Origin of the sequence: Shewanella sp. SP2S2-6 (assembly GCF_031931965.1) — a bacterium.
Classification (GTDB): Bacteria; Pseudomonadota; Gammaproteobacteria; order Enterobacterales; family Shewanellaceae; genus Shewanella; species Shewanella baltica.
The window spans coordinates 1-12,071 of record NZ_JAUOEQ010000034.1; the positions used below are offsets into that span (position 1 = coordinate 1).

Consider the following 12,071-nt stretch of genomic DNA (forward strand, 5'->3'; position numbering starts at 1 on the left):
TCCAAATAAACACAAAAGCCCTAGCATAAACCGCTAGGGCTTTTGTGTTTATACGCTTCGCGAAAACCTATCTCGATGTCGCCCCGCCGCAAAGCGGGCTCCCCAGCTGCGCAATACATTGCTCCGCGCGACACATCATCAAAATGCTGCGCATTTTAGGCAATGATGACTCGCCCCCATGTATCCCCTTCGGGGATAAAAGAAAGTAGGTCATCGCTAAGCGCCTCATTATCTCGTAGAGATGTAACGAAGCCAGCTGAATAAGCTGGCTTTTTTGCGTCTGTAGTTTGGTTAAATCAGCGTTAATACAGAACATTGTTCTATTCGTTTTAGCTCTGGTCATTTCGCTAGTTCTTTACGTTTTTTCCTTCCTTTATTTCAGACTTTTATACTCTAAGTTGATTATTTACATCAAGATCTCGCTTAGTTTGATAAGTCCTTTTGCTTAGTGGTTAGTTTCCCGTTAGCATACAAAACTATTCACATTTTTGTTAAAGGCTGTCTGTTGCCTATGCTTCGTAAGCTTTCGCTCGCGGTACTGCTCCCTCTGTGTATGCTGACACTATATTTAGTGTTGGTCATAGGCGAGTACCTGTTTGAAAGCGATCAAGTGCGTGCTGAATTGGCGCAGCGACAATCAACACTGATAAAGCAGCAGTTGTTCCGGATGCAGAATGTGGTTCAATCGGCGCAGGCTTTACAGGATGTGGAGCGGATCGAGCAGGAGGTTTCCTTAGCTGCGCTGGATATGGGCACTATGGTTTATATCTTAGTTGATGCTGATAGCCGTATTCGTTTTGCAAACCATACTGTTTGGCGTGATAGCAATGCCATGCAAGTCATTGATGGTTATGATGCTACTCGTCATCGTGCTGTGGTTCAGGCTTTCCTGCCACAAATTCTCGTTAATCTCGAACGTTTAACCATTCAAGCATATTATCCCGTCTTGCCTCAGTATGGTGGTGCGGTTGATTTGATTTATCTTGAAGCCGATTTAGCGCCTTTAGTTGCCGAAGCTTCCGCTAAGTTACAACAACGTTTTATGCGGGTTTGGGGACTGGGTGGATTATTACTGATTGGTTTTACCTTCATTCTCTATTTCCTGTTGATCCGTCCATTCCAAATATTAAGTGAGGCCGCTAAACAGGTAGGGACTTCTTCCTTTTCGACATCGATCCCATGGAGCTCATCAGAAGTCTTATCATTGCAAGCCAGTTTGCAGCAGGTACATGAACGTTTGAGTCGTGCCGTGAAACAGTTGAATGACAGCGAACTGCGCTGGCTGTTTGCGGTGGAAGGTTCGCGGAACGGTATTTGGGATTGGGATATCAGCACGGGTGAGGTTTTTCTTTCTGATCGCTGGAAAGAGATGATCGGTTATGCGCCGGATGAATTAGCGGGCGTATTCCAGACTTGGGAAACGCGGTTACATCCCGATGATAGGGATATCGTACTTGATGCTTTGCAGGAGTACGTTAGCGGTAAAAGTAAGGAATTTGAAAGTGTCCATCGCCTGCGACATAGAGAGGGGCATTATGTGTGGGTGCTGGATCGCGGCATGCTGGTTGATTGGGACCCTCAAGGACGTCCTACTCGGATGATCGGCATTCATATGGATGTGTCAGAAAGTGCCAAGAACCATGCTGCGATTAATGAACTTGTGGATCAATCTGTTACGGGTCGTAAAATGTTGCCCGATGTCTTTATGGCGCGACTGTCGCAATTTTTAACCCAAGGTAATAGCTCGGGTCAATGGGGAGCATTGCTGCTTGTTGAGGTAGATAGATTAGGCTTGGTCGCGACTCTAAACTCCCACGAATTAGAGCGCTTACTCACGCAAGTGGCTGCACGTCTATCGAGTTATTTCACTGAGAATATTACCGTTGGTCGATTGGAGTCCGGTGATTTTGTTTTGCTGGCGAAAGACTTAGCGATTGATGCTTCAGTGGCTGCGCGTCGTGCTTTAGCGCTTGCGAGTGAGTTAAGGCAAGTGATTGCTCGACCATTCCATTACGGTCATCATCACTTTGAGCTCAGCGCGAATGTGGGGATTTGTTTGCTCGACAGCATAGAGACCTTAGATCCAGCTTTAGTCATGCGCCGCGCCGAGTTAGCAGCCTTGAGTGCTAAGCAACCTGGGCAAGCGGGATGCGCTTTCTATCATGCTGAGATGGATTTACGTCAGAGCCGTGATGAACAGTTACAACAGGAATTACAGACGGCATTACAGCAAGATAGCATGACGTTAATGTTCCAACCTGTGATGAATGTGCACAGTGAATTGGTCTCGGCTGAAGTGCTCACGCGTTGGTATCGTGCCGATGGCGAGTTTATCCCGCCTGCAGAGTTTGTAGCGTTAGCCGAACAGGGAGGAATGATTGCTGAACTCGATTTCTGGGTCGCTAAACGTGTGTGTCAGTTTATTGAGACATCCCATACCCAAGGCCGGAGTTTGCCGACTTTAACTCTTAATATCAGTGCATTCTCATTTGGTCAGGCAGATTTTGTTGATGCATTGATTGCGTTAGTCAAAGAGCATGGCATTACGGCTCATCAATTGGGTATTGAGCTCAATGAGGCTGCATTGTTAATGCAACCACAGTTTGTGGCTGAGCGCGTGTCTAAGTTAGTTGATGCTGGGATAGGCATCGTCCTCGATCATTTCGGTTCTGGCTCGAGTGCTTTGAGTTGTTTAGCCAACCAGCCATTAGTTGCGGTAAAATTGGATATGAGTTGTATTGATTCATTAGCCGTAATGCCACAAAGAGTGAAGGCGTTAATTGTCTCTGCGCAGCAGTTTAATTTGCACGTGGTGGCTAAAGGCGTTGAATCACTCCAACACTATCAAGCCTTTGTTGAATTTGGCTGTGATGGTTATCAGGGCTATTTATTCAGCCGAGCGCTAAACCAAGCGGACTTTATCCAGCTTGTTTGTCCTCGTCCTTTATTGCGAAGCGTTTAAAGAAGTCGAGGGCATAATTTAAGGCTTGGTTTCGATAGGCGTCTTTTTCCATAAAAATCTCATGGGCAGCCCCTGCTATCACCTTCAATTGACAATGAGTGCTCACCGCAAGATTCTGGGCCGCATTATCAACAATCTTATCTTCACTCGCTTGCAGTATCAGGATAGGCGTGCGAATTTGCGTCGTTGCCAGTACGCAAGTGTCTGCTGCATCTAAAGATTCTGTCAACCAACGGTTAGTTGGGGAACCGAGTTGTAACTTAGGGGCCGCGTCATACAAGTCTCGATAGGCTTGGTATCTACTTTGGCAATGGGTTAGCTCATTTCCTTTGAAGGGAACTGGTTTATAGTTCTGTCCTCCAAGCACATAGTTAGGTTCGCCGCCATTGAGAGTGGTATCGAGCTTACTAGCTAACCAGCGCACGAATGCTTTTGGCATAGGTAATTTGATGCCATACATGGGCGCTGAAAATGCCGCGGCGGTAAAAATATCGGGATGCTGTTTGAGATACAAAGTGCCAATCGCGCCACCCATTGAATGGCCAAGTAGCATGAGCTGTTTGTCGTTTTGTGGTAACACTTTCTTTTGCATAAACAGTGTAAAATCATCGATATAATCATTGAATCTTCGCACGTGCCCCATGTGCGGATTGATTGTCATACGATCCGACAATCCTTGGCCACGGTGATCGATGGCATAAACTGAGTAACCCTGTTGGTACAAGTCGAAGACCAATTCTTGGTACTTTAAATAGGATTCAACTCGGCCACTACTGAGAACGATTGCGGTATGTGCTTGGGGATGTTTGACCATCATATAGGCCAGCGTGATGCCATCAGCTGTGATCAGCGTGTCTTGAACAACACTTTGCCAGAAGGCTTGCTGCTCTGAGGTATTTAAATCGTGTTCAGTCGAAAATGTCGCTTTGGCTTGGCTCATACTCAGTCGCAAATCATTTGGCTTGAATGGTTTGCTAGAGTGTAACAGACAACCATGGGAGTCTGAAAATACCGACTCCCATGGTTGTGATTAACTTAGCGTGTCGCCTTTTTAGCTTCAATAAAATCATTGATTTGCTGTTCGAGGATCGACATAGGTACTGAGCCATTTTCGAGCACAGCGTCGTGGAAGGCGCGAATATCAAACTTGTCGCCGAGTTCCTGTTCTGCTTTAGCGCGTAAACGCTTGATCGTTAACTCGCCAATCTTGTAGGACAAGGCTTGTCCTGGCCACGAAATATAGCGGTCAATTTCGGTCGTGACATTATGCAGTGATAGCGCGGTATTGCTGGCCATAAAATCGATGGCTTGTTGACGACTCCATCCTTGGGCATGCATGCCTGTGTCTACGACTAAACGCGCCGCCCGCCACATTTCATAGGTTAAGCGGCCAAAGTTACTGTAGGGATCTTGGTAGAAGCCAGCCTCTAAACCTAAGTATTCGCAATACAGACCCCAGCCTTCACCGAAGGCAGAGATATAGCCATAACGACGGAAGTCAGGGAGTGACGTTAGCTCAGAGTTGAGTGATATTTGCAGATGATGACCGGGTACGGCTTCGTGCAAAGTTAAAGCTTCTAACTCGTAGAGTGGGCGCTTATCCAATGCATAAGTGTTGACCCAGTAGTAACCGGGTTCGTCATCGCTGTTCGATCCTGAATATCGTCCTGTGGTGTATTTCGGCGCAATTTCGGCGGGCACTGGCGCTATGCCGTAGGGTTTACGGGGAAGTTTGCCAAAGTACTTAGGCAGCATGGCATCGGCTTTTTTGGCAATAAATGCCGCTTCTTTGAGTAACTGTTCGGCACTGGTGGTGTAGAACTGGGGATCGGTCCGCAGGAAATGTAAGAAGTCGGCAAAGCTGCCTTTAAAGCCAACGGACTTGATGATTTGCTCCATCTCTTGGCGGATACGCTTAACTTCCTTTAAGCCCAGTTCATGCACTTCTGCCGATGTCATATTCAAGGTCGTATAGTAACGTACCCGATTCTCATAAAACTCAGCACCATTAGGTAAGCTACTGGCCGCGATATTTTCCCGTGCATTGGGAATGTACTCTTTGGTCATAAAATCATAGAAGTTTTGGTACAGCGGCAAGACTTTTTGCTCGACTAAGGCGCGACCTTCTTGGGTCAGCTGAGTTTTTTGTGCTTCAGTGAAATAGCTGGGGTATTGGGTAAAAGGTTTGAAATAACCGCTCTTTTCCACAGGGACGATATAAGCACTGATACTGTCTTCAAAGCCAGTGAGTGTCACTTTAGGTGGCGTGATTCCCTCGGCCAATCCTTGTTTTAGCCAGTAAGTTTGCTGAGCGAAATAGGCCGGGAGTGCATTGAGTTTGGCAATATAGTTGCGGTAATCCTCAAGGGTGTTGAATCTTCCCTGTGCGATTGAGGTGATATAAGCGTGGAAGCCGCTTTCCGCGGTAATGGGCAAGTAATAATCCTTAAAGCGATATAGGTCGACATCGTTTTGGATCTGATCTTCCAGTATTTGAGCGTTAATCTTATCTTCTTTACTCAAACTGCTGCGGTCGAGTGCTTTGAGCTGCGCTAATACTGCGATTTGGCCTTGATTGAGCTTAGCGAGCGCAGCTGGCGAGAGATCCGATAGCTTTCCTGCGGCACTGGCATCGCCCATGCTGTAAGCCATTTCAGGACTCGCGCTGAGCTGTAATTGCCAGCTTTGGTCGATGATCGCTTGCAGCGCGGGAGCTATGAGCTCAACTTGCGACTGTGCTGCCGATATTGTCTGTGGCGCTACGATTTGACTATTTTTTGTGGTTTGAGTAGTACTGCAGGCGCTTAATGCGCATATCAATAAACTGGGGGTTAAAAGTTTATGCATAGTCGATCTCTGATATTTTCGTTGTTATTGAACTCATTATGCCTGATGAATACGGCAGTTCCTTGTATGGATATTAAGCAGAATTGTGACTGAATGTGAATTTAAATGCGGTTGGCGCATAAATGCCCTTGAAAATGCGTGTTAAACTTAGTGTCCGCCCGCGACCAAATAACAAAAGCATTGGCTGGGTAGTTCAAATAGGGGTTAAATATGATTGATACATCCATTCCATTGGTGGATCTGCATCGTCACCTAGACGGTAATGTGCGGGTAAATACCATTTGGGAACTAGGACACCAACACGGCATTGCGCTACCTGCCGATTCTTTAGAGACTCTCGCACCTTTTGTGCAAATTCAGGGGAAAGAAACTAGCTTAGTCGCCTTCTTAAAGAAGCTCGATTGGATGGTTGGCGTACTCGCTGATTTGGATGCGGTTAAACGCATTGCCTATGAAAACGTTGCCGATGCGGCGTTGTCTGGCTTAGATTACGCTGAGTTACGTTTTAGTCCTTACTATATGGCGATGAACCATAAGTTACCGATTGAAGGCGTAGTTGAAGCGGTAGTCGACGGCGTTAAAGCGGGCTTAAAAGACTATAACGTGAAGATCAATTTGATTGGTATTTTGTCACGTTCATTCGGTCAAGCCGCTTGTACTCAAGAACTTGAAGGCTTACTCGCACATAAACAACATCTCGTGGCTATGGACTTAGCTGGAGATGAAATGGGTTTCCCTGGCGAGTTATTTAACGATCACTTTAAACGTGTTCGTGATGCTGAACTGGCGATTACGGCTCACGCCGGTGAAGCCGCGGGTTCACAAAGTATGTGGCAAGCGATTCAAGAACTTGGCGCGACGCGAATTGGTCATGGGGTGAACGCGATTCACGATCCTAAGCTGATGGAATATCTTGCTAAGCACCGTATTGGTATCGAATCTTGCCCAACCAGTAACTTGCATACTTCTACTGTGGCTTCTTATGCTGAGCATCCTTTCAGAACCTTTATGGATGCAGGCGTATTGATCAACTTAAATACTGATGATCCCGGTGTGAGCGCTATCGATATTAATCATGAGTATCGTATTGCTAAAGCTGAACTCAAATTAACCGATGCCGAGTTAGCGCAGGTGCAACGCAACGGCGTTGAAATGGCGTTTTTATCCGACAGTGAGCGTAAAGCGCTGTATGCCGCTAAGGTATAAGCTCTGAGTCATTAATAAAAATAGCTATAAATAAAAAATCCGACTCTAGAGTCGGATTTTTTTATGAGCGTTTACGAGTGCAGCGATAAGCGCTTTAAATCACGCGTGAGAATTGTTGCTGACGTGCTTTTTGGCGATAGTAAAGGTCGAAACACATACAGATATTGCGGATCAATAAACGGCCAGTTGGGCTAATAGTGATCTGTCTGTCGACGATTTCAACTAACTTGTCATCGATAAATGTCTGCATTAACTTAAGATCTTCCGCGAAATAGGTTTCGAAGTTAATCCCCAATTTTTCATCAATTTTCGCCATATCCAGTTCGAAATGGCAAATCAGCTGTTTAATCACTACGCGGCGGATTTCATCGTCACGGTTCAGGCTACAACCTTTCCACAAAGCATGGCCTTCCTTATCTATGGCTTCATAGTAAGGGCGGATATCTTTCTGGTTTTGCGCATAGCAGTCGCCAATCTGGCTGATGGATGACACGCCAAGACCTAACAAATCGCATTCTTCTTGGGTGGTATAACCTTGGAAGTTGCGGTGCAGTCTACCTTCGCGCTGTAACTTGGCTAACTCGTCATCGGGTTTAGCAAAGTGGTCCATACCGATATATTGGTAGCCCGCGCCAGTTAAGGTCTCGATAGTTTGGTGCAGCATTTCGAGTTTTTGTTTTGGCGAAGGTAAATGCTCGTCTTTGATCTTACGTTGAGCGGCAAAGCGCGCAGGTAAGTGAGCATAGTTAAATACCGATAGACGGTCAGGCGATAAATCTAAAACGCGCTGCATAGTGACGGCAAAGGTTTCTGGCGTTTGGTGTGGCAAACCATAGATTAAATCTATGTTAGTTGACACAAAACCCATGGCTTTCGCTTTGGCCATCAAGTCGAAGATAAATTGCTCATCTTGTTCGCGATTAACGGCAATTTGCACTTCTTTATTGAAATCTTGTACGCCGATGGAGATCCGGTTAAAACCCGCTTCTTTCAATGTGTCTAGCATTGACAGTTCTATCTCGCGAGGATCGACTTCAATCGAGTACTCGCCTTCTTCCGCAAAGTTAAAGTTAGCTTTAATCAATGACGTAAGTTTAAGAATCTGCTCAGGATTTAAGAACGTAGGTGTACCGCCGCCCCAATGCATTTGGGTTACGCTGTAATGTTTAAACAGAGGCGCACGTTTGATAATTTCTTGGCTCAAATATTCAATGTACTGATCGGCTTTGTGTTGGTGGCGGGTGATGACTTTATTACAGCCGCAGTAATAACAAAGCTTGGCGCAGAACGGGATATGAATATACAGCGACAGTTTATCGCTTTTGCTATTTTCAATGGCCGTCAGCAGGTTTTGTTCGGTGAATGTGTCATCGAACTCCAATGCCGTTGGGTAAGAGGTATAACGGGGACCGCTGTAGTTATACTTTTCGATCATCGACTGATCCCAGCTAATCTGAGTGGGCTGCTTCAAGGCGTGTCCTCCGTGGGTAAATTAGCAACAAGCGAAGTATGCAAGGTTCTTAAGTAAATAACCTTGATCTAGGTTGTAAAAATGACGTCTGTCTTTTTAGAAGTTACGCAATATCTATCAAAAAAGTACGCTTGTCTGTCGATATATGGTGGTTTTGTGCGCAGGCTCACGGGAGAAAGCAGAGTAAGATTGGAGTGGGTTTTATCGAGATGACCTCAAAACCACAACATAAGTGGTCTTGAGGTATAACAATGAGCGAGTTTAATGCATCGCTTTGGCTTGGTAATCCGCCAGTTTTTTCGCATCATCACTGATGCCTTGCTCTAATGCCGCTTCGGACTTCATTCTGATCAAGTCTAACTTCATCCTTTCTTGCTTAGGCAAGGCTTGGCGAGCATCCATTATGGGATGATCTTTAATTAGCTCAAAGTGTTTGAATAATGAAGGGTAATCAGGAGCCACGCGCTCACTCAATGACAGGATTTCAAATAATCGTCCAATTCTGACCACGCCTTCAGAGATCTCACAGCGGTCTTCAATCATGGCAGTGGCGATATAGCGGATATCATCTAAAACTTGGGCGCGTTTTGCATTCGCCGTGACTTCACGCTCGGCTTGTTCGGCCTGCTGACGCTTTTTTTGCTGCTTGAGTTTTAGGATTAAGAAGGTGGCGTAGCTACTAAGCGCTACTATGATGATAAAACCGAGAATAATGATAGCCGTAGACACAGAGACTCCTTATATGAATGGCATAAGGAGCACAGCTAAAAAACTGAGTTCCCTATGCCTTAGCACTGAGAGGTTTAGAACTTGTCTTGATAATCTTTCAGTAAGTCAGCGCCTGATTCGAACTTATCGAACAACTCATCGTCAGACAAAGACTTAACTGGTGATGAAGGTGCGTCATCATCCATATCGTCGCTAATGCCCAGTTTAACCATCAGAGCTTCAATCTTATTCAGCTGTTGATCTAACCATTTTTGATCTACATCGTTGAGATCACGGCCTTCTTCCAGCATATCTAACAGCTGATTTAGTCTTGGATCTTCTTCCAATTTCAGCAGTTTTTGCTCGTCAGTCAGCTTAGCTTGTTTCACTTTTGGCTGGGCGGCTTTATCTGTAACCACTGCCGCTGGAATCGCTAAAGCAATAGGCTTTTTGCTGCCATGACGCGGGTCTTTTTTCTTCGCGGCCTGCTGTTGCGGCGCTTGCGCTAAAATTAAGCTTTCGTTATGACGACTGCCTGATTTATTGCCAGAATCTTTACGTTTGCCAGTCGCTACAGCGCGATCTTGCTTCTTCACTCTTGGCTGTAACTTAGGGCTGTTCTCGCCGCCCTTGCGTGTTTTCTTGCTACGAGACATGGTCTTCTCAATTGTTTACAACGTATGGCCCCGCAGACTAAGGTTGAGCTTGTCTACAAGGTGCGAAATTAGGCCGAGTGTTATACCAGATTATGATGTTTTTTGCATCAAAACGAGGTCCTTTGCGGCAAATAATAGTTCAAAATCGCTATTGTTTGCTAGGTACTCGAAGGTTTGTCGCTGGTAAAAGCTCACATGGGTGAGGTTGTTCTTGTAATGCCACTTAGCAAAACCATCTAATTCAGTCAGTAACGGTGTGCTTATCGCTAACCAACCACCAGGATGCAGTAGTCGAGAGAGTAAGGCCCACTCTTTTATTGGGTACTGAAAATGTTCAAAAACGCGATAACAGCAGATAAAATCATATTCTTGCTTTAACACATCATGATTCGGGGCAAAAAAGGGATCGTATTGGTTTAACTTGTGGCCCGCATTTTCTATGGTCGCCAGACTCTCATTATCGAGTATGCGTCCAAAATTCAATCCTAATAAACGACCAGCTTGCTGCTGCTCTAATTGCGCTAACAGCGGCAAAATAAATTGCGATAGCTGCTTTTGCTTCAACGCTATGCGTGAACGACCGTATCTTTGTTTCTCTGCCGCGGGTGGTAAATGGCTATTGGCATCCGCAAAGGTTAACTCACATGTCTTGCAAACATAAAAACTCCGCTTTTTATCTTGATGAAGGAGTTGTGTCTGACTGTTATGACAAAGAGGGCATCTGGGCATTGAGTCTGCTGAACTGGTTATTAAGGCTTTGATTGTACCAATTATATTGGTCGAGTGCACATTTTAGACACTAGGGTGTGTTACAAAAGAAAAAAGGCGGCAGTTAAACTGCCGCCTTACAAAGGGTGCTTTAGCACCTTATCCTGATTCCAAGTATCCATACTTGCTATGCGACTTTCCCGGTCGGTATCCTTCTTTTTTTTACTGCTTTCCCTGCATTATTTTTGTTAACGGTCTTCCAGACACTTTATTTTTTCTGTCGCCATCCTGACCACAGTTTCCGTAGATGGTCTCGCGACACATCATTGTATAGCATCGTCATCATTGACGTTTAGTTAACCATCCGTGTTACTTAAGTACCTTCCAGTGATAACAAGCATCCAGCCAGTGCATCCTAAGCTTATCGCTTCCTTTGCGACAGTTTACATCATGTAAACTGTGTCCTGATGGGGCAAGTTACCCTGAGTGTAAGGCGTTTTGCTAGAAGCAAATTGGCGTTATCGGCCATCCCTTACAAAATTGTGCTGACCTGGATTTCAAGTGGAAATCACGACTCTTGTTATTATTAGAGAGTGGTCTTAAGTATATTATTGTTATTGAGTGTCTTTATTCTTATATCTTGAATGTTAATTATACCGAAACCTGTAAGTTATTATTAATCTTTTTGTACAAACAGATGGGTTTATCTCGGTACGGGGCTTATTAAACCGAAATCTGTGATCTATGTCAAGCATGAATCTTATGCAGTTTACGTTCACGTCAACTTGGTGGTGTGAAAAAAGGGTGATAATACACCCCTTTCTTAACTGACTAAGATTACTTCAGGCTAGAAAGATACTTAGATAGTGCGTCGATATCGCTATCGCTTAGCTTTTTAGCCACATCTTGCATCATGCCGTTCAGGTCATTATGACGACCCGCTTCACGGAATTTTGTCAGTTGGATCTTGATGTAGTTGGCGTGTTGGCCTGCTAATGTTGGGAAGCCTGCAAGTTCAGCGCCTTTACCATCTGGACCATGACATGCCATACAAGCGGTAATACCACGTGAAACATCGCCACCTTTGTAAAGTTTGGCGCCTAACTCAGGGACATCTTTCGCTTCAGCCACTTGGATTGCTTGGCTAGAAAAATATGCAGTAATGTCGAGAATATCCTGATCGCTTAGAGGCATTGCCATGCCACTCATGATAGGATCCATACGACCGTCTTTACCGCCAGTTTGCGCAGCACTACGGAAATCATGTAGTTGCTTTTGGAGGTAAGTGGCGTGTTGGCCCGCAAGTTTAGGGTACATATCGATCATACTGTTACCGTCCATACCATGGCAGGCTGAACAGACAATGATTTTCGTTTTTCCCGCTTCAGCATTACCTTCAGCAATCGCAGGTGAAGATATGGCGGCAATTACAACAGACAGCGCAAGAGCTAGCTTTTTCATGGCGTTCCAACTTCTGGTTAAGATTATTATCCTGAGCTTACTAGGGTGACCC

9 protein-coding genes are annotated in these 12,071 nt (G+C 45.2%); 2 read left to right on the plus strand and 7 right to left on the minus strand.

All coding sequences use genetic code 11. The annotated features are described in order from the left end of the window. The first annotated feature begins 511 nt into the window (after nucleotides 1-511). The gene (locus Q4Q57_RS17920) at nucleotides 512-2,962 is read left to right on the plus strand and encodes an EAL domain-containing protein (protein WP_311891596.1); all 2,451 of its coding nucleotides are present in this window, start codon (nucleotides 512-514) and stop codon (nucleotides 2,960-2,962) included. Here the strand turns inward: Q4Q57_RS17920 and Q4Q57_RS17925 are convergent. Further along, on the minus strand, nucleotides 2,919-3,902 hold the full coding sequence (locus Q4Q57_RS17925; RefSeq protein ID WP_311891597.1) for an alpha/beta fold hydrolase: 984 nt from the start codon (nucleotides 3,900-3,902) through the stop codon (nucleotides 2,919-2,921). The genes Q4Q57_RS17920 and Q4Q57_RS17925 overlap by 44 nt on opposite strands. Before the next feature lie 95 nt (nucleotides 3,903-3,997). After that, nucleotides 3,998-5,809: a DUF885 domain-containing protein gene (locus Q4Q57_RS17930; protein ID WP_311891598.1), complete on the minus strand. Its 1,812-nt coding sequence runs from the start codon at nucleotides 5,807-5,809 to the stop codon at nucleotides 3,998-4,000. Nucleotides 5,810-6,019: 210 nt separating this feature from the next. Between Q4Q57_RS17930 and add the strand changes: the two genes are divergently transcribed. Further along, nucleotides 6,020-7,015 carry an adenosine deaminase gene (gene add / locus Q4Q57_RS17935; RefSeq protein ID WP_311891599.1) on the plus strand — a complete coding sequence of 332 codons (996 nt, stop codon included), beginning with the start codon at nucleotides 6,020-6,022 and terminating at the stop codon, nucleotides 7,013-7,015. Nucleotides 7,016-7,109: 94 nt separating this feature from the next. Here the strand turns inward: add and hemN are convergent, their stop codons facing one another. The 5 genes from hemN to Q4Q57_RS17960 form a co-directional block, all read right to left on the minus strand. Continuing rightward, nucleotides 7,110-8,486: an oxygen-independent coproporphyrinogen III oxidase gene (gene hemN, locus Q4Q57_RS17940; protein WP_006084752.1), complete on the minus strand. Its 1,377-nt coding sequence runs from the start codon at nucleotides 8,484-8,486 to the stop codon at nucleotides 7,110-7,112. Between the two features lie 261 nt (nucleotides 8,487-8,747). Then, nucleotides 8,748-9,215 (minus strand): DUF2489 domain-containing protein, encoded by a 468-nt coding sequence (locus Q4Q57_RS17945; protein WP_006079358.1) that lies wholly within the window; start codon nucleotides 9,213-9,215, stop codon nucleotides 8,748-8,750. Nucleotides 9,216-9,289: 74 nt separating this feature from the next. Beyond that, complete coding sequence (gene yihI, locus Q4Q57_RS17950) at nucleotides 9,290-9,850, minus strand: Der GTPase-activating protein YihI (protein ID WP_259577689.1); 561 nt, start codon at nucleotides 9,848-9,850, stop codon at nucleotides 9,290-9,292. Nucleotides 9,851-9,940: 90 nt separating this feature from the next. Beyond that, complete coding sequence (locus tag Q4Q57_RS17955; protein WP_107950056.1) at nucleotides 9,941-10,579, minus strand: class I SAM-dependent methyltransferase; 639 nt, start codon at nucleotides 10,577-10,579, stop codon at nucleotides 9,941-9,943. An 816-nt stretch (nucleotides 10,580-11,395) separates the two neighbouring features. After that, nucleotides 11,396-12,019 carry a c-type cytochrome gene (locus tag Q4Q57_RS17960; RefSeq protein ID WP_006084749.1) on the minus strand — a complete coding sequence of 208 codons (624 nt, stop codon included), beginning with the start codon at nucleotides 12,017-12,019 and terminating at the stop codon, nucleotides 11,396-11,398. Nucleotides 12,020-12,071: the final 52 nt, after the last annotated feature.